This window comes from Dyadobacter sp., assembly GCF_051859145.1.
Lineage (GTDB): Bacteria > Bacteroidota > Bacteroidia > Cytophagales > Spirosomataceae > Dyadobacter.
Genome location: NZ_JBHYGF010000090.1, coordinates 1 through 19,946, shown reverse-complemented (window position 1 = coordinate 19,946; position 19,946 = coordinate 1). Strand labels below are relative to the sequence as shown.

Sequence of the window (19,946 nt, the reverse complement as noted above, 5' to 3'; positions counted from 1 at the left end):
AAAAGAGCCGCGATCCTCATTTCGGCGTATCTATGAAGTATGGGGCGTTTGAATTGCTATATTTGCGTCAAGTACAGAAGCGGCCATTTCGGCTGTAAATCAAAGTGTATTCGAATATTGCGTTCAATGAAGGTTCTTAAATTTGGCGGCACCTCTGTCGGTTCGGTTGACAGCATTAAAACAGTTATCAGTATCCTCGAAGAAAACCTTGCGAAAGGCGAGCGTTTCGCGGTTGTATTTTCTGCAATGGGCGGGGTCACGAACCGGCTGATCGAAATCGGCAAAATGGCCGCGGCCGGGAATACGGATTACATTGAATTTCTGAAAGGCGTTGAGGAAAGGCATTTTGCGGTGGTCAGAGGATTGATACCGGTAAAAAGCCAGAGCAGTACGTTCGCTGCTATACGCGGACTCTTCAACGAGCTGGAAGATATACTCCGCGGCGTTTCCTGGATCAAAGAATTATCAGAACGCACGCTCGACCTGATCATGAGTTTCGGCGAAAGATTATCCACAATGGTGATCACCGAAATTCTGAAAAGCAAAGGTATCGACGCCGAATTCTGCGACGCCCGCCAGATCATCCATACTAATGCAACTTATGGGATGGGCGATGTGAATTTTGATGTTACCAATAAACAGATACTCGAATACTTTGCCAAAAACGCGGCATTGCAATGCGTGACGGGCTTTATTGCCTCTACTGCTGAAGGAGTAACCACTACGCTCGGTCGCGGCGGTTCAGATTATACCGCTTCCATTCTGGGCGCAGCACTCGATGCCAATTCCATTGAAATATGGACGGACGTGGACGGAATGATGACAGCCGATCCGCGCAAGGTGACCAATGCATTTACTATTCCTTCAATTTCCTATGCGGAGGCAATGGAGCTTTCACATTTCGGTGCGAAAGTCATTTACCCGCCGAGCTTGCAACCTGCTTTTGCCAAAAATATTACGTTAAAAGTGCTGAACACCTTCAATACTGCATTTGAAGGTACTTATGTACAGAAAGCAGCAAACGGGAAAGAATATGCGATTACGGGGATTTCTTCCATTGACGAGATCGCCCTGGTGAATATTCAGGGTAGCGGGATGATCGGTGTGGCGGGGATTTCGGGCCGGCTTTTTACAGCGCTTTCCAATAATGCGATCAGTGTAATCCTGATCTCACAAGCTTCTTCGGAGCATTCGATCTGTTTTTCAATTGACCCGAAAAATGCGCAAAAAGCAACTGAGGTATTAGAGAAAGAATTTGCGATAGAGATCAGCCTGGGGCATATTGACAGTATTTCAATTGAAAAAAATCTCTCCATTATCGCGATAGTTGGAGAGGGAATGAAGAAAAGCACGGGCGTTTCAGGCAAGTTGTTTTCTGTTTTGGGTAAAAACGGTATCAATGTCGTAGCGACCGCACAAGGTTCTTCGGAGCTGAATATCTCTGTTGTAATCGCGAAAAGCGATTTATCAAAAGCATTGAATGCGATCCACGGTGTTTTCTTCCAATCGGAAACGCGCTCGCTGAACCTGTTTATCGTGGGAGTAGGATTGATCGGTGGTACATTGATCGAGCAAATCCGCAACCAGGCCAAATACCTGAGAGAAGAGAAATTATTGAACCTCAATATCGCGGGTTTGTCCAATACCAAAAAAATGCTCCTCGATCCCGACGGGATCAAGCCTGAAAACTGGCGTGACCGGGTGATGGACGAGGGCGTGAAAACAAGCTTGCCGGCATTTGTGCAGCGGATGATCGAGCTCAATTTGCCTAACAGCGTTTTTGTGGATTGTACTTCGGACAAGGATATTGTTCAGTACTACCAGATTCTGCTGGATGCGAGCATTTCGGTGGTAACGCCCAATAAGGTGGCTAATTCGGGTTCCTATTCGGAATACGTGTCACTGCAAAGAACTGCTTTACAGCGCGGGGTGAAGTTTTTATATGAAACCAATGTAGGCGCCGGGCTGCCGATCATTAATACCATTCAGGGATTAATGGCAAGTGGGGATAAATTCCTGAAAATAGAGGCGATTCTGTCAGGTACCTTGTCTTACATTTTCAACAACTTCAACTCGGAAAACCGCTTTGTTGATGTAGTGAAAGAAGCGAAAGCAAAAGGTTTTACCGAACCCGACCCGCGCGACGACCTGAGCGGGGCCGATGTTGGAAGAAAAATCCTGATCCTGGCGCGCGAGGTAGGTGTGCCGCTGGAACCGGAAGAGATCGTGATTTCACAGATTTTGCCCGGTAACTGTCTGAATGCACCTACTGTGGATGCTTTTTTCAGGGAGCTGGAAATCTCAAATAACTACTTTGCGGAGAACCAATCCAGTGCCGAGGCGAACAATGAAAAGCTGCGCTACATCGCAACCCTGGAAAATGGGAAGGCAACGATCGAGCTGAAAACAGTCGGCCCGGCGCATCCTTTTTACACTTTATCGGGCAGTGACAACATTATCTCGTTTACCACAGAACGCTACAAAGACCGGCCGCTGGTCATCAAAGGTCCAGGAGCCGGCGCCGAAGTAACCGCCTCCGGCGTGTTCGCGGACATTATGAGTATCAGTAGCTATTTGGGGTAATGTGTTAAATTGCATTGTACTTCAACCATTTGAACTATGAGCAACAGGAAGGTACCGGAGCCGGTAAAAGCTTTAACCGAAGAGTTCGTCACCGAGGTGCGAGCGCTTTATGGCACGAGGCTGCATCAGGTAATCCTTTTTGGGTCCTATGCAAGAGGTGAGCAGCACGAAGAATCCGACGTGGACTACCTGGTTGTCCTTAATGATAGAGAGTTAAAAACTTTCGCAGAAATAAGTAAAATGTCTCCTATTACCAGTTCGCTTGGTTTGAAGTACAACTTATGGATTTCAGCAATTCCGTTTACAGTGGATAAACTGCTGCCTGGAAATGCACTTTTGAGCGCTGCCATTCATGAAGAAGGTATCGTATTATGAGTGAGGTCACACTGGAAAAAATACTTAGAAAAGCCGAGGATTGCCTAGAAGTGAGTCAAAGCTTTCTTGAAGAAGCCAGAAATGAAGCGTGCGTAAACCGGGCATATTACGCAATCTTCCATTGTATTCAAGCCTTGCTTTTTGCTTCAAACGTGCAAGTCAAAACGCACGTAGGCTCACATACCAAATTTCGCGAGTTATTTATAAAAACAGGGATTTTGGACATCGTTTTAAATACAACTTTGCAAAGAGCATTTGAAAAGAGGCAATTCAGCGACTATGATTATGACGAAGTTTTGGAAGAAGACGCCAGAGAGTCGGTTCAGGATGCAGCGCAATTCGTCAATGCAACCCTTCAATACTTAAAAGAAAACAACCACCTACAGTGAATTCAGTAAAAGCTTTTGCCCCTGCTACGGTTGCTAATGTGGCTTGCGGGTTTGATATATTTGGTTTTGCAATCAAAGAGCCGGGGGATACCGTAGAGCTGCGCCGCCGTGATGAGCCGGGTATTGTTATCACCGATATTACCGGAGATGAAGGTCGTCTCCCACGAAATGCAGCCAAAAATTCGGTAACGGGCGTGATGCTGCATTTGCTTAAACACCTGGGCATTACAGATTTCGGCTGTGAAGTTGTTTTGCATAAGAATATGCCGCTGGGCAGTGGGATGGGATCGAGTGCTGCCAGTGCAGTTGCTGGTGTGGTGGCGATCAACGAAATGCTAGGTAAGCCACTTACCCGCGAGGAACTGCTGCCTTTTGCAATGGAAGGGGAACGCATTGCCTCCGGTTCGGCGCATGCGGATAATGTAGGTCCCTCGCTACTGGGCGGTTTTGTGGTAATCAGAAGCTATAACCCGCTCGATATTTTTACCATTCCGGTACCTGACGATCTGTACTGTACGCTCGTACATCCTGACATTGAAATCAATACCAAAGATGCGCGCTTCATCCTGCGCAATGAGGTTTCCCTGAAAAATACGATTGCTCAAATGGGTAATGTAGCTGGGCTGGTTGCCGGGCTGATGAAAGCAGACTATGACCTGATCAGTCGCTCCATGGTGGATGTGATCATCGAGCCTGTTCGCTCTATCCTGATCCCGGAGTTTAAAGAAGTGAAGCAGGCTGCCATTGAAAATGGTGCATTGGGATGCAGTATCTCTGGCGCCGGCCCTTCCATGTTCGCATTAAGCCGGGGAATCGAAAATGCCCAAAAAGCAGGCAATGCGATGATCGCGCGGTTTGCCGAGGCAGGAATAGCAGCCGGTTTACACGTTTCTTCCATTAATAAAGAAGGCGCGGTTATTCTCACAGACTAGGCGCATTTTCTCGACTTCGATGAACTTTCTCAAAGGTGCGGATTGTTAAAAAGTTATAAAAACACAGAATCATGGTTACTGTAAGCGATACCGCCAAAAACAAAATTGTTGAACTCCGTAATGCTGACGGATTTGCTGACGATTATCAGATCAGGGTCGGTGTTTTGGGAGGTGGATGCTCCGGTTTGACGTATAACCTGGAATTCAACTCCGAGTCAAAACCAAATGATATGGTTTTTGAAGATAAGGGAGTGAAGATTATTGTAGATAAGAAAAGCTTGCTATACCTCGCCGGAACCACGCTCGATTTTTCAGATGGACTGAATGGCAAAGGCTTCCAGTTTATCAACCCGAATGCGACCCGTACCTGTGGATGCGGAGAGAGTTTCGCGGTATAAATTTTAAAATATTTTATTTGATGAAACGCGTCCTGATTCAAGGGGCGCGTTTTTTTTATAGTACCGAAAGACCTTATTTTGCTGCAAGCTTTCATACACCACAATGCAATTTTTTAAAGAAAACTGAATGAAACCAACTCTTTTGATTCTGGCTGCCGGGATAGGCAGCCGCTACGGAGGTATTAAACAGCTTGATCAGTTTGGGCCAAACGGGGAAACGATTATCGATTACTCGCTATATGACGCAATCAGAAGCGGTTTTGGGAAAGTAGTATTTATAGTTCGTCAGGAAATTAAGGACAGTGCGGAGGCAATTTTTGCACCAAAACTGACAGGTAAGATCGATTTTGACTTTGCGATTCAGGGCATACAATCCTACGTTCCGGAAGATCTAGGAAAGGTGGAGCGTACAAAGCCCTGGGGAACCGGCCACGCTACTTTATGTGCATGGGACCAGACGGACACGCCTTTTGCGGTGATCAATGCAGATGATTTTTATGGTCGGGATGCATTTGAAACCATGGCCCAATTCCTTCAAAATGATAAGGACGATACGCAGCACGCGATGATCGGGTATGAGTTGAAAAGAACTTTGTCGGAAAACGGTACCGTTTCACGTGGTGTTTGCATTGAACGCGAGGATCACAACCTGGAATCCGTTGTGGAACGTACCAAGATATTTGAAGAAGAAGGTGTGATTTATTTCGAAGAGGATGGAGTGAAAACCGAGCTCGCGCCTGAAACGCCGGTTTCCATGAACTTCTGGGGCTTCAAGCCAACGATGTTTCCCCTGACAAAGGAGTTTTTCGAGACTTACGCCCGCGAAAATATCAACACCCCGAAAGCGGAGTTCTACATTCCGACTGTGATGACCAAAATCATTGAGGGTAATTTGGGCAACTGCCGCGTTTTCCGCAGTTCCTCGGACTGGTTTGGCGTTACTTACCCGGAAGACAAGCCAAATGTACAAGCCTCCCTGGCCGCATTGCACGAGTCTGGCGAGTACCCCGATAAGTTGTGGCAATAAAATCCCGTCAGGGATGTAACATCGGTAGAAAGAGGACAGCATAGCAGAATCCCGTCAGGGATAAAACATCGGTAACGCAAAATGCCGCTAGGCATGCAACATCGGTAGAAAAAGGTGTGACAGGATAGCAGAATCCCGTTAGGGATGTAACATCAATTATGGCGGTGTGCGTGACAACCATGGCATTGACATAAAACCAATGTTGCATGCCTAACGGCATTTGCCTCACACACGATTGACAACGTTTTCTACCGATGTTGCATGCCTAGCGGCATTTTGCGTTACCGATGTTGCATGCCTAGCGGCATTTTGCGTTACCGATGTTGCGTGCCTAGCGGCATTTTGCGTTACCGATATTGCATGCCTAGCGGCATTTTGCGTTACCGATTTTGCATGCCTTTTGCGTTACCGATGTTTTATGCCTAGCGGCATTTTCTTTTCGTTTATTTCTGCACCAGTGCATCCAGCATTTTTTCGGCCAGGAATTTGTTGCCGGCTTCTGTTAAATGTACGCGGTCGGTTGTTAGGATTCCTTTTTCCTTGTTCTCAGGGTTGTTTTTCGTCAGGTACTCGGTAAAATGTTTGCGCAGGTCGCAGAGCTGCAAATTGTTTCTTGTCGCGATTTCACGGATCAGTTTGGAGTATTGATTCAAATCTCCGTCCTGCTGATTTGAATTGTCATTTCTTTCCCCAATTACGGTCGGCGTACATACAATTACGCGAATGTTTTGCGCCTTCATTTTCCTGATCAGCGCTTCGTAGAACTTCACATATTTGTCAGGATCGGTTCCGGTTCCGGACGAAGCCTTGTGCCAGACGTCATTGATACCCACGTAAATAAATACGATATCGGGCTTTTTGGAGAGCACATCGTCTTCCAGTCTCAGGTACAGATCATAGACTTTGTTCCCACCAATCCCTGCGCCTACCAGCTCGTATTTAGCTCCCTGGTTTTTTGCTTTCAACATTTCACCCATCTGGGTAATGTAACCTGTTGCGCCCACGCCGGCCTGCGTGATGGAATCTCCGAAAAAGATAACCTTCAAGGGTTTATCCTGCCGCATTGCAAGAAGTGGTAATACGAAAAAGGCGATTTGTACAAGTTTAAAAAATAGCTTCATATCGAGGTTTTAAATAGATTTTAGGGGGAAAAGGCAATCGTGCTTGAAAGTTACTTTACGACTCTGACCGTTTGCCGATCAGCTCACCCAAGAGATTTGCGGAAATGTAAGCGGGTAATGTAAAACGAACTTTCTGCCAGTTGCTATTTCGTTTTGCATTGCAAGTGGGAGCCTGATGCGGCGGATTTTATTTTCAATCAAAACATCAACCAGCAGCTGGTCTCCTGCTAACTCTGCATTTAATATTTCGCCGTGGATAAAAAAGCTTTCTTCCGGGGCGTCGCTGTGCAGGTAAATGGCGGCGGGGGGACCAAAGCGGGTGAGCTTGCCGTTTTCCATCACGCCTACCTGATCAGCCAGCCGGAATATCTCGGCCGTTTCGTGCGTAACGATGATTGCTGTAAAATGATAGCGTTTATGGAACTGCAGAATCAATTCCTGTAACTGGTACCGCATTTCGGGATCGACTGCCGAAAAAGGTTCATCAAGCAGTAAAAGACCAGGTTTTCGCACCAATGCACGCGTCAAAGCAACCCGTTGCTGTTGTCCGCCCGAAAGTTGGTTCGGTCTTTTTTGGCTGAGCTGATCAAGTCCCGTGGCTGCTAGCAGCTCGTCCACAATAGCAGCATCTCCGCCTGTTGATAATGCATAGCGCAGGTTTTCGGCCACGGTCATGTTGGGGAACAGTGCATAATCCTGGAAAACGAAACCAATATTCCGGTGCTGCGGCGCAAGGTTCTGGTGGTTTTCACGATCGAGCCAAACAGTTCTGTCGAAGTCAATCTGTCCCTGCAACGGCGTTTGCAACCCGGCAATTTGTTTCAGTAATGTCGTTTTTCCTGCGCCGGAAGGTCCCGTCAAAGCCATAATGCTCCCTTTTTCCAGCGCAAATGAGACTTCCATCGGGAATTCTCCGTGTGCAGTATGCAGTGAATGCGTGATCGCGATTTTAAGCTGATTGTCGGACACGAAGCAGGCGGTTGTTGATAGAATAAACCAGCAGCAAAATCACGAAAGTGATTGCAAACAGTACCATTGCATATTGATTTGCAACCGAATAATTAAGCGCTTCCACTTCATTGTAAATAGCTACCGAAGCAACTTTGGTCACGCCGGGAATATTTCCGCCGATCATCAGAACTACACCGAATTCTCCGACAGTATGGGCAAAAGTGAGTACAAATGCAGTGAGAATGGCGGGCTTGCAATTTGGCAGTAAAACTTTAAAGAATGTTTCCCATTCGTTTTTCCCCAAAGTATAAGAGGCTTCCCGCAAAGACGGTGAGAGTGACTGCAAGCCTGCACGTATCGGGTATACCATGAAAGGCAGGCTATATAAAATAGAGGCGATCACCAGACCAGAAAATGAAAAAACCAGCCTCAAACCGAACACACTTTCAACCCACGCACCAAACCAGTAAGACGGGCTGAATGCAAGCAACAGGTAAAATCCAATAACCGAGGGCGGCAGCACCAGCGGCATTCCGATCACAGCTTCTACAACACCACGCCCCTTGAACTTCCCGAATGCAAGCCAGTACGCAACCGGCAATGCAAGCACCAGCAAAATCAGCGAGGTGATCGTTGCGAGCCGGAATGTGAGCCAGATGGGCTGGTAGTCCATTTTTTAATTTTGAATGATTGAATGATTGAATGAGTAGTTAGTGAATGAGTGAGTTAGTGAGTTAGTGAGTTAGCGAGTTAGTGAGTTAGTGAGTTAGTGAATGAGCGAGTTAGTGAATGTAGATTTTTTAATTCAATCATTCAATCATTCAGTCATTCAGTCATTCAGTCATTCAGTCATTCACTCATTGATTCGTACCCGTATTTGACGAGGATTGCCTGACCTTTTTTGGAGTATAGGAAATCGTAGAATTGTCGACTTGATTCTTTTTTGGGGGAGCTGTCGCTGTGTTTAAGCAGGATGGCGGCTTGCTCAATGGGTTTATGCAGTTTGGGGTTAATGGTTATGTAATTTCCTTTTCCTTTCATTTCGGGAGCGAGTACAATAGATAATGCATTAAAACCTGCTTCCGCGGAACCGGACATAATGTACTGGGCGGTTTGTGCGATGCTTTCGCCGTACACCAGCTTGGACGCTGTTTCACCTGTCAGGTTCTGAGATTGTAACACTTCCATTGCAGCTACCCCATAAGGCGCCGTTTTGGGATTGGGAATTGCGATTTTCTTTACTTTTTCAGTGGCCAGCAATGCGGTATTCAGTTCAGCTTGCGGGATATCTTTTGACCATAATACCAGTGAGCCGAGCGCGTATACCTTTGGCTTCTCTTCCGAGCCGCCGTTTTTGAAAATCTCTTCGGGGTACCTGGTATCTGCCGAAACAAATACATCAAATGGCGCGCCTTCCCGTATTTGCGTGGTCAGGTTACCCGACGAGCCTACCACAATCTGAATCTCCTTGCCCGACTCCTTCTCAAATTCCGTCTTGATCTCTTTCATGACGTACTGGACATTGGCCGCTGTGGCTACAATTATTTTTTCAGAAGGCTGGGAGCAGCCGGCTGCCAGGAGGGTAATCAGAAGAGTAAAATACCGAAAGTTCATCTTGCAATTTAAAGGATTTTTGTTTCCTATACATGGCGCCAAAATCCGGCTCATTGGGAAAATATCGTAAATTGCGCGCCATTTCGACCAGGCTGGACGAAACATTAACCGCTGGTGGTCAAGTTACCCGAAGCGTAATTTAATTTTATAAATGATCATAGAAACCGCCCTGCGCACCAGGCAGACTTCCGAATACTATTTTTCAGTGAAGCTCGCCGAGGTACGCAAACTGATTGCAGAAGGACACGATGTCATCAACCTGGGAATCGGTAATCCCGATATGATGCCCTCGGAGGCGACGCTTGAAGCGTTGTCGGCAGCCATTTTGAAACCGAATGCGCATGGTTATCAGTCTTATACAGGTACCCCGGCTTTCCGCAATGCAATCGCTGACTTTTATGATCATAATTACCACGTTAAACTTGATCCAAATACAGAAATACTCCCGCTAATCGGTTCAAAGGAAGGAATTACGCATATTAGTCTGACTTTCTTGGACCCTGGCGATGAAGTGCTGGTACCCGAGCTTGGGTACCCTGCTTACCGGGCTGTGAGCCAAATGGTAGGTGCAATTGTAAAAGAATATCCTTTGCAGGAAGAAAACGGCTGGCAGCCCGACTGGAATGCAATGGAGAGCCTGGTTACATCTAAAACCAAATTGATGTGGCTCAATTATCCGCATATGCCCACCGGCGCTCCTGCTACCGTGGAATTATTTGAAAACGCAGTTGCTTTTGCCAAAAAGCACCGCATATTACTTTGTCACGATAATCCTTACAGTCTGATCCTAAACAAGAAACAGCCAATCAGTCTGCTTTCTGTGGAAGGTGCAAAAGATGTGGCGATTGAGCTGAATTCCATGAGCAAGTCGCATAATATGGCGGGTTGGCGAATGGGCTGGATTGCTGCCGCAAAGCCTTATATTACAGCAGTGTTGACGATAAAGAGCAATGTGGATTCGGGTATGTTCTGGGCAATGCAGGAAGCGGCTGTGGCTGCACTGCATAATTCAGATGAGTGGCACAAGGAGCGGAATGCAGTATACCAGGGCAGACTGGAAGCTTCGGAAGCTCTGCTAAATGCACTCGGCTGTACCTGGGACGCGAAGCAGGAAGGAATGTTCCTGTGGGGAAAGTTGCCGGATACTGTCGAATCGGCGGAGAAGCTGGTGAATGAAATATTGATTGAAAAACACGTTTTTATAGCTCCCGGATTTATTTTTGGTCCGAAGGGACAGCGTTATATCCGGTTTTCACTTTGCTTGCCCAAAGAACGCATTTGGGAGGCGGTAAGACGGATCAAGGGCTGAGGTACATTTATCAATAATAAAAATGGTAGTAAGCATTATTGGGATCGGCCTGCTAGGCGGCTCTTTTGCCCTTTCTCTCCGTGAAAAGTATCCGAATGTAAAGTTTGTAGGTGTCGATACTTCCGCTGTCAACCAGAAAATCGCATTAGCAAAAGGTATTGTCGATGAAATCGTCAGCCTGGAAGAATCTTTGCAAGTTGCTGAGCTGAATGTACTTGCGACGCCTGTCGATGCAATTTTGAAGCTACTGCCACATATGCTCGATCTGCTTCCTGAGGGGAGGACGATTATGGACCTCGGATCAACGAAGGAGCTTATTTGCAAACTGGCGGATACGCACCCGAAACGCGGACAATTCGTGGCAGTTCACCCGATGGCCGGTACCGAAAACTCAGGTCCGGGCGCTGCATTCAAAGAGCTTTTGCCGCATAAAAATGTGATCATTTGCGACAAGGAAAAAAGTAACTCTGACTCGCTGGGCTTGGTAGAAACCTTTTTGCGCGATGCGGGTATGAAGATACATTATATGAAACCTGTGGAACACGACCTGCATTTGGCATATGTATCGCACCTCAGCCACATCAGCTCTTTTGCATTGGGATTGACAGTTCTGGATAAGGAAGCGGATGAAAAAGCGATTTTTGATATGGCGAGTACGGGTTTTTCTTCAACCGTTCGCCTTGCCAAAAGTTCGCCGCAAATGTGGGCTCCGATCTTCGATCAAAATAAAACCAATGTCTCCAAAGCACTGGCGGATTACATTGAACTACTTAAAAAGTTTAAGACCGCAATCGATAATGAAGATCTGGGGACAAGCCTCAATTTCATGAGCCGCGCCAACGATATCGGCCGCATTCTGGCTGGTATTGAAAAGAAATAAGTGATTTGCTTGAAGAGTGTAACTGTTTCTTAACGAATCTGTTACGCTCTTCCTTTTTCTGAATTGGAACCAATGCAGGCGGGCTGCCTGTTAACCTGCTACCTGTTTATCTATCAGTTCAAATCTTTATTTTTTCAACAAAACAGTAAGAAATGACGAAGGCTCAGGCAGTTTTTGTAGCAGTATTTGTTGCACTCAGTGTTTCCTTAGGTATCCGCCAAATCAATCCTTTTACGGATTCATCCAAATCCAAACAAATTTCAGTAATCGATACCGGTTCTATTTCCAGGCCGGAATGGGTCACGTTGTATGATTCGCTCGATTTAAAAACCAAAGGGCTATCGGAGGCCGCATTCTATTGTGCATGGTATGGTTTTCAAAAAGCAAACCTGCAAAATTCAATACTTGCGATTGCAGATTTCACGCAATCTTCCCGAAATAAGCGCCTCTATGTAATTGATCTGATCAAGCGTAAAGTATTGTATAATACCTATGTAGCTCACGGCCGTAACTCCGGGCAGGAATTTGCTGAGAAGTTCTCAAACGACAACTCCTCGTACCAGTCCAGTTTGGGTTTCTATAAAACACTCGGGACTTACCAGGGAAAACACGGGTTGTCACTCCGGTTGGAAGGTCTCGAAAAAGGCATTAACGACCGCGCATTGGAACGGGCGATCGTCATGCACGGTGCCGACTATGTAAGTGAATCTTTTATCAGAAACACAGGTCGCTTGGGCCGTAGCCTCGGTTGTCCGGCTGTATCTGTTGAAGATTCAAAAAAGCTGATCGATCTGCTGCACGGCGGCTCCGGACTCTTTATCTATTCCGGCGATCAAAAATACCTTCATGCTTCTTCTTTACTCGCAGGTTTGGCTTTGGATAAAGTCAATCGCGCCTTAGGTGATCCTCTTTTGTATATATCGGGGAAATAAAGCAAGTCGCCTTTTTCGTTGCAATCTGCGGGAAGATATAGCAGGAAAACCGGAACACGCACTTTCAGTTTGTGCCATTTGGGCGGTGTCGAAACAGTGTCCGGCTCGGTCATGAAGTCACTACTCAGCAGCTGGGTTCCTGCCATATAGTTGGCGAGGTCAGTTGGTCGCTGTACCCGCACGCAGCCGTGGCTTCTCCATCTCTGATCGCTTTTGAAAAGGTACCTGGCATTGGTATCGTGCAGGTAAATTGCCAGTGGATTTTTAATCTCCACTTTCAGCAGACCAAGAGAGTTATCTTCTCCTGTTTCCTGGCGGAACCGGTAAGGAAATTTGTTCTCTTTGGCTGCTTCCCAATCCACTTCGCCGGGATCCACGACCTGACCTTTTGTATCGATAATTTCAATTCTGTTTCTCGACAGGTATTCACCGTCACTCATTGCTTTCGGCAGGATTTCCTTGATCGCAATGCTTTTTGGTACGTTCCAATAAGGGTGTGTTACAATGCTGGTCGCGTATGTATCCATTGTTGGAGTGGGAGTGTCTGATTTACCCACAACAGTGCGCATGGTCAGCACGTTTTTACCTGCTGAGTCCATCGCAGTGAGGTAAGCGCCTCTGATATTTACCATTACAAAACGGGGCGCATTCTTGGCTTGTCTGTGGATCCAGCGATATGCATTCATGGATTCGGCTACAAAAGCGGCGCTATCGTACTTTTGCTCTTTGAGCAGGCGGGTATAATTTACTTTCAGGTTGTTGTAAACAGGAAATACAGGTTCCAGCCGCTCCATCACCTTTTCAATTGCTTTACCTTCCACCAGTTCTTCGGCAGCGGCGCGGAGAACGGCAGTATCTGCGGCAATTTTCTTCTGTACAAAACGTAAAGCAGGTTTATGTCCGAATCCGATCTCTTCTAGTAAAGCGTAAACTGGCGCGATACCATCTTTTGGTTCAAATTTCGCCGGGTCGACCCCCACTTCTTTCGAGAATTGAAGGAGCTTGTCGTAATTCTTTTTGGTAATCTCACCAGCCAGTTCCTCATTGGTCATTTCCTTCGGATCTTTCCGGCAGGACTGCATGGTCGCCAGTGTAAATAGAATGAGAAGTGGTAAATATCTTGTCTTTCCGAAGCCTGAAAGCATTTGCATTGTATTGCAGTTTTTGTTTTACAGCTACATTACAATTGTTGTGCTAACTCTTGCCGTCGTGCAGAATCTAGATAATTCCACTGATTCTGAGCTTCTTTCTTTCTGTACCTGCATGCTCCATTTGATAAACTGGGGAATTTAGGTGCCAATAGACTGCACGAAAAGTCCACTTTTCACAGGTGTTTTGATTAAATAAAAAAGCCAGGCTGAAAAACTCGGCTTCCGTGGCCACGACAGGAATCGAGTCGAACGCGACCCCGGCCCATATCTAGAGTTTAGGTGGGAGTCGCCCTCGACAACTCCTATTTTATCCGTTGAACTACGCGGTCTTCTGTCCCATTGACTGATATCTGGCATTTAGTGGGAGTCGTCCTCGACAACGCCTATCGGGCGACTGTCGCTCTATCCGTTGAACTACGAACCTAAGCATAAAAAAAGCCAGGCTTAAAAACCTGTTCTTGTGACCGCGACGGGAATATGTAACATTCTGATAATGAGATAGAGGGCAGTCTTGTGAGTGTGTTAGTATCAATTTGGTATCAAAATAAAGTATTACTTTTAAGTAAGATTGGGCTCGAAGGGGACTTAAACACAAAAAAATAAATTATAATTTGATGTTGTAATATTCGATTTCCTCTATCGATCTAATGAGTAGCCTTCTTAAATATCGCGAGTTAATTAAAGCGCAAAATCTTAATGTTGATTGCCCAAGTATAGCTGAGGAAGCAGAGATTTCTGCATTCAGGCTGTGTTTTGAGCCTATAGATGACATTAGTAACTTTTTACCGAATATTATTGAAGACTCACTTCTGAAAAAGCCGCCGAGAAGGTTACTGGGAGACAAAAATCACTGTGAGGCTTGTGGGCTGTCGTTTTTTGAATCCTTAAACGGCTGTAAGGAATTGTTGAAAATTTTTCCTAGGCTGAGCCACACTAATGTTTCTCAAGGATTATTAAAGAAAAGTGATGGACTCAAAGGTGCAACTGATCACAAAGGGCACTTTGTTTTCTTCGAATATGAGGCTGCTATATTGAGTTCAAAGTTTTCCATTGTGTATACGCGTTGACATGGAGCAGTTACAAGGAATACTTTTAAGTGAATTTCCCTACTCTGATCTGAATAAAGTGTCAGACCTAATCGAGTTTGACGGACCGCTGCTTTCTCACTACCGGGATTCAAATGATAATAACTTTTTGTTCTATTGGATCGATAATGACGAAAACTTAAATCGGTGGATGCTGCTTGAAGTTGACACTGATGATCTGTGGAGTTATGTTCATTCTGACGTGTCTCTGCGAGACATAATCCGGGCAAAAGCTAATGTGATCATAACGCATATTGATCGTGACTTGAATTATAGTGAGAATTTGTTTATGCCAGTAAGCCAACTTCCACAATCATATTTGCCTGTTGATGATAGTTATTATCCATTCGATATTCCATCTGAGTATTACAAATCTAATATCGAAAGTCAACCCGGTGCAGAACTTGCGATGTTTAAGCATCAAGAAGAGTTTATAGCTGATAACCAATATCTTACAATTCTAAGGGAGGGGGCAAACGTGTATAGACTTCGTCCGAAGGAGCACAAATATAATCATGCCGTTAAAGCGAAAGATGCAGGAAAGTTCCTTACAAATATTACCAATTCTGCATCTGTTTACACCACCTTCGAATTCTACAATAATTTCAAGGATCATCTGACTGACCCTGATAAATTGAAGTCTACACTTCAAACAGTAAAAAAGTCTACCGAGCTTCTAGTAATAGATACTCAGTTTAGAAGTTTTGAGGTGACGTTATCAATGGATACCGTGATGGGGATGGATGAGAATTTGAGAGGGTATAAAGAATGGCGAAAAAAGATCTTGGCAAACTATTATAGAGATGTCATAGATATTGACCATTCGTCAGAAGAAAGCATTAACATACTGCGAGAAAAGTTTCCAGAGGAAGCTATAAGAAAGAAGATTGTCAAGCCTATTGCGGATATTTTAGTTGATCCATCGTTTGTCCTTGAGACTAAAAGTTCAGTGGGTTCTGCACCGACTTTACATAGCACGATAAATAGAGCTACTTACAAAAAGTTAATTGCACCTGCCGTAGTAGATGGGGCAGTGGAGCAGAGCGAGCGTAAAAAAATAGTGAGTATGATTGTGGAGGTTACTGAGAGAGATGGGAAAAATATTTTTGGAAAAAAAACATTAGAAGACGGTTTGATCTTCCAGAGTGAGATTGGTCAAGCAGCTTTGTCCTTAAATTATTTGAACTACGAGCAGTACGAAATATCGTTCAAGAAGCCCGTTGATTATCAGTACTTTATTGATGATAATAACTTAAACAACATTAATTGCCCGGTGTTTAATCTTGCCGTTTCTGGTCAGAGTAAGAAGGAGGTAATGAACGATTTTTGGAAGATTCTAGGACGTTTTATAATTGAATCGTTTGATAAAGATTTAAATAAAGAGTTAATGGATGAATATGTAGAATATATATCTGCAAATTGATTACAATATCCGTCTTGGTTGGACCTGGTATATTTACCTATGAAACTGGGGTAGGTGCACCTTGCATAACTGCTATTGCCACGGTAGAATTCTCGGCGCTTCTGTTAAGTTTAACTGTGCCGCTACTCACTTTTTTTTAATCATGTCAATTAGATCAGCAAAGTAGTTGTGGCCTGTTATCCCAATAATTATAGTGTCGGGGTTACCATTTACTTTAATAATATAGGTGTTCCCCTCTAATGTCAACACCCGAAAAATCCGAACTCAGTATCTGGGCTGCTGGATACATATGATCTGCTTTTAACAGCGTTTCTAGCTTGTGCTAGCAAGCTGCTGCTGGGTAAAGTTCCACATATCTAGAGCACAAAAAAGGCCAAGCTGAAAGCTTGACCTTGGTGACCGCGACGGGAATCGAACCCATATCTAGAGTTTAGGAAACTCCTATTCTATCCGTTGAACTACGCAGTCATTTCGGGCTGCAAACCTCGGAAAAAATCGGTTGAATTACAAAAGATTATTCCTCTGTTTGTACCGCAGTATAGCCCAAATCAAGCCAGTTCGGATAAATAGAAAAATGTTTCTCTTTAACCAGTGAGAACAATGTATTCCTCAATTCTTCAATATTCTCTTTCTTCTCGGCCGAAATAAACACCACATGTTCGGCTTTGTCAGATATGTAGCTCTTTTTCAGCTGCTCCAAAACCGTTTCCTGCAACATTACGCCTTCGTCTTCATTTTCCTCTTCCTCGTTAAAAGAAGGTTTGTAAAGGTCTATCTTATTGAAAACCAATATTGATGGCTTGTTGGCGGCGCCGATTTCTTCCAGCGTTTTGTTCACCACATCCAGGTGCTCCTCAAAAGAAGCGTGCGATATATCTACCACGTGCATCAGGATATCTGCCTCCCGAACCTCATCAAGCGTCGATTTAAATGACTCGATCAAAGTAGTAGGCAGCTTTCGGATAAATCCAACCGTATCCGTCAGCAGGAATGGGATATTCTCCATATTAACCTTCCGCACCGTCGAATCAACCGTAGCAAAAAGGCGGTTTTCTGCGAATACATCGGCTTTGGACAAGCTGCGCATTAATGTAGATTTCCCCACGTTGGTATAACCCACGATCGCCACACGCACAAGTCGGTCGCGCTCTTTCCGGCGGGTAATGCTTTGTTTGTCAACTTTTTCCAGTTTCTCTTTCAAAAAGGCGATCCGGTCTTTTACAATCCTTCTATCCGTTTCCAATTCCGTCTCACCAGGTCCGCGCATACCCACACCAGCACCTGACTGGCGGCTAAGGTGCGTCCACAAACGCGTCAAACGAGGGTACATATATTGGTACTGTGCCAACTCGACCTGCAATTTCGATTGTGCAGTCTGCGCACGCATTGCGAAAATCGCCAGGATCAGCAGGCTTCGGTCAATTACTTTGATGTCCGTAAACTCAGCTTCCAGGTTTCTCACCTGAGAAGGAGTCAGGTCATCGTCGTAAATAACCATATCTACGGGATTAGCCTTGATAAATGTCTGTATTTCTTCAAGTTTTCCTTTACCGGTGTAAGTGCGTGTGTCCGGTCTTTCCAGGTTTTGTGTAAATGTTTTAACCGTTTCGACACCCAGCGTGGTAGCCAGAAAAGCAAGCTCTTCTAGGTACTCCTTGGTTTTCTCCGCGTTTTGTTTTTGGGTACTTACTGCCACCAGCACCGCGGTCTCGGGCTGTACAGCAGTAGAATGGAATTTCTTCTTATCAATCATGTATTGCTTTTTTATTCTGATAATGCTTCTTCAATCCGGCAACAGTAAACAGCACTGTTTCACAGGAGAAGGTAAAATTGCAACGGCAGGTCAGCGCCAAAAGTTCACCGGCGTTTGCGACTTATTAATATTCTCTATGGTACAAATGCAATTTTGTTTGACAATGCGAAATCTGCTTTTGTATATTTGCGCAAATCTCAGAAGCCGATGCTGCTCTTCAATCTCGGACTACAAGCTTAGTCCACCGACCATCCCGGTCCCGTTTACAAGTTCTTTTTAGTGGTCCCTCAGGGATTGCACTTCTTCTATTTATTTTAATTCAATTTTTTTTTCTCCATGAAAAAGTGGTTTCAACTGCTTCGAGAGGCTATTCGTGGCTCCGAAGAAAGTTTCACCGAAGTAAGCATCAACCGCGCTATATTCTTACTTTCTGTACCTATGATCCTGGAAATGGTCATGGAGTCGCTCTTCGCTGTTGTTGATATTTTCTTTGTTTCAAAGGTAAGTACCGAGGCCGTGGCTACGGTTGGGCTAACTGAGTCGGTGATCACCCTCGTTTATTCACTGGCGATCGGTCTGAGTACTGCTGCCACCGCTACCATCGCCCGTCGCATTGGCGAGGGCAATACTGTGCAGGCCCGGCAGGCAGTCGGGCAGGTGATCATTATTTCACTTGCTATTTTTCGGTCGTAGTTGCATTCGCAGGTACCTGGTTTGCACGTGACATTCTATTACTAATGGGCGCAGATCAGAAGGTAATTGAAACAGGTACCAACTTTGCAAGAATACAGTTTCTGAGCAGTCCGGTCGTGGTATTGCTGTATTCTTTGAGTGGTGCCCTGCGCGGCGCCGGGTCTGCGGCGACGGCAATGCGGTCGCTGATTGTTGCCAACTGCTTCAATATGCTGCTGGGTCCATTGCTGATCTTCGGAGTCGGGCCTTTTCCTGAATTGGGCGTAACAGGTGCGGCGTTGGCTACGGCTGCGGGTCGCACCATTGGCGTCGGTTATCAGCTGTTTTCGCTTACCAAGGCAAGTAAGATGCTGGGTTTGATGTGGTCTGATTTTCGGCCGGATCCACCGACAATCGCTAACATCGTGAAAATTGCCACAGGTGGCACAGTCCAGTTCCTGATCGGATCGGCGAGCTGGATTTTCCTTACCCGCATTCTTTCAGAATTTGGAAGCGATGTGGTTGCCGGTTACACGATTTCAATCCGCGTGATTACATTTACATTGTTGCCAGCCTGGGGATTAGCCAACGCAGCCGCCACATTAGTCGGACAAAACCTGGGTGCGGGCAAACCCGATCGCGCCGAAACTTCGGTATGGAAATGTGCTTTTTACAACCTGGTATTCCTGCTGACCCTGTCGTTCTTTATGTTTGTCTGGGCAGAGACGATCGTAGGTTGGTTCAGTACAAATGTTCAGGTGGTTCAGACTGGCAAAACAGCACTTCGGGCACTTTGCCTTGGCTACGGTTTTTATGCTTACGGAATGGTGGTAGCGCAATCGTTCAATGGGGCCGGAGATACAAAAACGCCTACCGTTTTAAACCTGATCTGCTTTTGGGCTATCGAAATCCCGGTTGCGTATGTACTGGCAATCGCACTTAATTTCGGTCCGATCGGCGTATTTGTTTCCGTTCCGATCGCCGAGTCTGTACTTGCTCTGCTGGGTATCTGGCGGTTCAGAATGGGTAGCTGGAAGGTTGTGAAAGTGTGAACCTGGCAGCGTTCGGAGTTGTTCTGCCATACATTTTTATGATTATTGTCAGTCAAACTGAACAATCGCGAACAACTTCGAACAAAACCTGCTCCGACCCAGTTTATAGTTTAAACATTTTATAGTCGCATGAAAATTGAGCAAATATATACAGGATGCCTCGCGCAGGGGGCTTATTTCATTGTTTCAAATGGCGAAGCTGCTGTGATTGATCCTTTGCGGGAAGTTAATCCATACATCCGCAAAGCCGAGCAAACCGGCGCGAAGATCAGGTATGTATTTGAGACGCATTTCCATGC

18 protein-coding genes, 1 tRNA gene and 1 pseudogene are annotated in these 19,946 nt (G+C 45.5%); 13 read left to right on the top strand and 7 right to left on the bottom strand.

The window, feature by feature from the left end; all coding sequences use genetic code 11:
• Nucleotides 1-126: 126 nt before the first annotated feature.
• The 6 genes from thrA (at nucleotide 127) to ACTIE6_RS06860 (ending at nucleotide 5,704) form a co-directional block, all read left to right on the top strand.
• Nucleotides 127-2,583, top strand: a complete 2,457-nt coding sequence (gene thrA, locus ACTIE6_RS06885) for a bifunctional aspartate kinase/homoserine dehydrogenase I (RefSeq protein ID WP_439555930.1) — start codon at nucleotides 127-129, stop codon at nucleotides 2,581-2,583.
• 36 nt (nucleotides 2,584-2,619) lie between these two features.
• Complete coding sequence (locus ACTIE6_RS06880) at nucleotides 2,620-2,958, top strand: nucleotidyltransferase domain-containing protein (RefSeq protein WP_439555929.1); 339 nt, start codon at nucleotides 2,620-2,622, stop codon at nucleotides 2,956-2,958.
• Complete coding sequence (locus ACTIE6_RS06875; RefSeq protein WP_439555928.1) at nucleotides 2,955-3,347, top strand: HEPN domain-containing protein; 393 nt, start codon at nucleotides 2,955-2,957, stop codon at nucleotides 3,345-3,347. The genes ACTIE6_RS06880 and ACTIE6_RS06875 overlap by 4 nt, the downstream gene beginning before the upstream one ends.
• Nucleotides 3,344-4,279: a homoserine kinase gene (locus tag ACTIE6_RS06870; RefSeq protein ID WP_439555927.1), complete on the top strand. Its 936-nt coding sequence runs from the start codon at nucleotides 3,344-3,346 to the stop codon at nucleotides 4,277-4,279. Before ACTIE6_RS06875 ends, ACTIE6_RS06870 begins: the two co-directional genes overlap by 4 nt.
• Nucleotides 4,280-4,350: 71 nt before the next feature.
• A complete protein-coding gene (locus tag ACTIE6_RS06865) occupies nucleotides 4,351-4,677 on the top strand; it encodes a HesB/IscA family protein (RefSeq protein WP_439555926.1) in 327 nt (108 codons plus the stop codon).
• Nucleotides 4,678-4,804: 127 nt separating this feature from the next.
• Nucleotides 4,805-5,704, top strand: a complete 900-nt coding sequence (locus tag ACTIE6_RS06860; protein ID WP_439555925.1) for a nucleotidyltransferase family protein — start codon at nucleotides 4,805-4,807, stop codon at nucleotides 5,702-5,704.
• A gap of 443 nt (nucleotides 5,705-6,147) precedes the next feature.
• On the opposite strand, the gene ACTIE6_RS06855 is transcribed toward ACTIE6_RS06860, so the two are convergent.
• The 4 genes from ACTIE6_RS06855 to modA form a co-directional block, all read right to left on the bottom strand.
• Nucleotides 6,148-6,825, bottom strand: a complete 678-nt coding sequence (locus ACTIE6_RS06855; protein WP_439555924.1) for an SGNH/GDSL hydrolase family protein — start codon at nucleotides 6,823-6,825, stop codon at nucleotides 6,148-6,150.
• 78 nt (nucleotides 6,826-6,903) lie between these two features.
• Nucleotides 6,904-7,794, bottom strand: a complete 891-nt coding sequence (locus ACTIE6_RS06850; RefSeq protein ID WP_439555923.1) for an ABC transporter ATP-binding protein — start codon at nucleotides 7,792-7,794, stop codon at nucleotides 6,904-6,906.
• Nucleotides 7,775-8,449, bottom strand: a complete 675-nt coding sequence (gene modB / locus ACTIE6_RS06845) for a molybdate ABC transporter permease subunit (protein ID WP_439555922.1) — start codon at nucleotides 8,447-8,449, stop codon at nucleotides 7,775-7,777. The genes ACTIE6_RS06850 and modB overlap by 20 nt, the downstream gene beginning before the upstream one ends.
• Nucleotides 8,450-8,625: 176 nt before the next feature.
• Entirely contained in the window at nucleotides 8,626-9,390 is a 765-nt protein-coding gene (gene modA / locus ACTIE6_RS06840) for a molybdate ABC transporter substrate-binding protein (RefSeq protein WP_439555921.1), read from the bottom strand.
• A gap of 151 nt (nucleotides 9,391-9,541) precedes the next feature.
• On the opposite strand from modA, the gene ACTIE6_RS06835 reads away from it, so the two are divergent.
• The 3 genes from ACTIE6_RS06835 to ACTIE6_RS06825 all read left to right on the top strand — a co-directional run bounded on the left by ACTIE6_RS06835 (nucleotide 9,542) and on the right by ACTIE6_RS06825 (nucleotide 12,511).
• The gene (locus ACTIE6_RS06835) at nucleotides 9,542-10,699 is read left to right on the top strand and encodes a pyridoxal phosphate-dependent aminotransferase (protein WP_439555920.1); all 1,158 of its coding nucleotides are present in this window, start codon (nucleotides 9,542-9,544) and stop codon (nucleotides 10,697-10,699) included.
• A gap of 22 nt (nucleotides 10,700-10,721) precedes the next feature.
• On the top strand, nucleotides 10,722-11,579 hold the full coding sequence (locus ACTIE6_RS06830; protein WP_439555919.1) for a prephenate dehydrogenase: 858 nt from the start codon (nucleotides 10,722-10,724) through the stop codon (nucleotides 11,577-11,579).
• 152 nt (nucleotides 11,580-11,731) lie between these two features.
• Nucleotides 11,732-12,511, top strand: coding sequence for a murein L,D-transpeptidase catalytic domain family protein (locus tag ACTIE6_RS06825; RefSeq protein ID WP_439555918.1), 780 nt, complete (start codon nucleotides 11,732-11,734; stop codon nucleotides 12,509-12,511).
• Here the strand turns inward: ACTIE6_RS06825 and ACTIE6_RS06820 are convergent.
• Nucleotides 12,424-13,662 carry a L,D-transpeptidase family protein gene (locus tag ACTIE6_RS06820; protein WP_439555917.1) on the bottom strand — a complete coding sequence of 413 codons (1,239 nt, stop codon included), beginning with the start codon at nucleotides 13,660-13,662 and terminating at the stop codon, nucleotides 12,424-12,426. The genes ACTIE6_RS06825 and ACTIE6_RS06820 overlap by 88 nt on opposite strands.
• 647 nt (nucleotides 13,663-14,309) lie before the next feature.
• Here ACTIE6_RS06820 and ACTIE6_RS06815 point away from each other — a divergent pair.
• Entirely contained in the window at nucleotides 14,310-14,729 is a 420-nt protein-coding gene (locus tag ACTIE6_RS06815; RefSeq protein ID WP_439555916.1) for a hypothetical protein, read from the top strand.
• A gap of 1 nt (nucleotide 14,730) precedes the next feature.
• On the top strand, nucleotides 14,731-16,170 hold the full coding sequence (locus ACTIE6_RS06810; protein ID WP_439555915.1) for a hypothetical protein: 1,440 nt from the start codon (nucleotides 14,731-14,733) through the stop codon (nucleotides 16,168-16,170).
• 393 nt (nucleotides 16,171-16,563) lie between these two features.
• On the opposite strand, the gene ACTIE6_RS06805 is transcribed toward ACTIE6_RS06810, so the two are convergent.
• A tRNA-Arg gene (locus ACTIE6_RS06805) sits at nucleotides 16,564-16,638 on the bottom strand.
• 46 nt (nucleotides 16,639-16,684) lie between these two features.
• Complete coding sequence (hflX, locus tag ACTIE6_RS06800) at nucleotides 16,685-17,923, bottom strand: GTPase HflX (protein WP_439555914.1); 1,239 nt, start codon at nucleotides 17,921-17,923, stop codon at nucleotides 16,685-16,687.
• 336 nt (nucleotides 17,924-18,259) lie between these two features.
• Here hflX and ACTIE6_RS06795 point away from each other — a divergent pair.
• Both ACTIE6_RS06795 and ACTIE6_RS06790 read left to right on the top strand, forming a co-directional pair.
• Nucleotides 18,260-19,647 (top strand): annotated as a pseudogene (locus ACTIE6_RS06795) (MATE family efflux transporter).
• Between the two features lie 129 nt (nucleotides 19,648-19,776).
• Nucleotides 19,777-19,946 (top strand): MBL fold metallo-hydrolase (locus tag ACTIE6_RS06790; RefSeq protein WP_439555940.1); only part of this gene is annotated, 170 nt, incomplete at its 3' end.

What these genes read in the sequence shown, in the direction of transcription:
- thrA (WP_439555930.1), top strand. Translation starts at nt 127, where the DNA reads ATGAAGGTTCTTAAATTTGGCGGCACCTCTGTCGGTTCGGTTGACAGC.
- ACTIE6_RS06880 (WP_439555929.1), top strand. Translation starts at nt 2,620, where the DNA reads ATGAGCAACAGGAAGGTACCGGAGCCGGTAAAAGCTTTAACCGAAGAG.
- ACTIE6_RS06875 (WP_439555928.1), top strand. Translation starts at nt 2,955, where the DNA reads ATGAGTGAGGTCACACTGGAAAAAATACTTAGAAAAGCCGAGGATTGC.
- ACTIE6_RS06865 (WP_439555926.1), top strand. Translation starts at nt 4,351, where the DNA reads ATGGTTACTGTAAGCGATACCGCCAAAAACAAAATTGTTGAACTCCGT.
- ACTIE6_RS06860 (WP_439555925.1), top strand. Translation starts at nt 4,805, where the DNA reads ATGAAACCAACTCTTTTGATTCTGGCTGCCGGGATAGGCAGCCGCTAC.
- ACTIE6_RS06855 (WP_439555924.1), bottom strand. Translation starts at nt 6,825, where the DNA reads ATGAAGCTATTTTTTAAACTTGTACAAATCGCCTTTTTCGTATTACCA.
- modB (WP_439555922.1), bottom strand. Translation starts at nt 8,449, where the DNA reads ATGGACTACCAGCCCATCTGGCTCACATTCCGGCTCGCAACGATCACC.
- modA (WP_439555921.1), bottom strand. Translation starts at nt 9,390, where the DNA reads ATGAACTTTCGGTATTTTACTCTTCTGATTACCCTCCTGGCAGCCGGC.
- ACTIE6_RS06835 (WP_439555920.1), top strand. Translation starts at nt 9,542, where the DNA reads ATGATCATAGAAACCGCCCTGCGCACCAGGCAGACTTCCGAATACTAT.
- ACTIE6_RS06830 (WP_439555919.1), top strand. Translation starts at nt 10,722, where the DNA reads ATGGTAGTAAGCATTATTGGGATCGGCCTGCTAGGCGGCTCTTTTGCC.
- ACTIE6_RS06825 (WP_439555918.1), top strand. Translation starts at nt 11,732, where the DNA reads ATGACGAAGGCTCAGGCAGTTTTTGTAGCAGTATTTGTTGCACTCAGT.
- ACTIE6_RS06820 (WP_439555917.1), bottom strand. Translation starts at nt 13,662, where the DNA reads ATGCAAATGCTTTCAGGCTTCGGAAAGACAAGATATTTACCACTTCTC.
- ACTIE6_RS06815 (WP_439555916.1), top strand. Translation starts at nt 14,310, where the DNA reads ATGAGTAGCCTTCTTAAATATCGCGAGTTAATTAAAGCGCAAAATCTT.
- ACTIE6_RS06810 (WP_439555915.1), top strand. Translation starts at nt 14,731, where the DNA reads ATGGAGCAGTTACAAGGAATACTTTTAAGTGAATTTCCCTACTCTGAT.
- hflX (WP_439555914.1), bottom strand. Translation starts at nt 17,923, where the DNA reads ATGATTGATAAGAAGAAATTCCATTCTACTGCTGTACAGCCCGAGACC.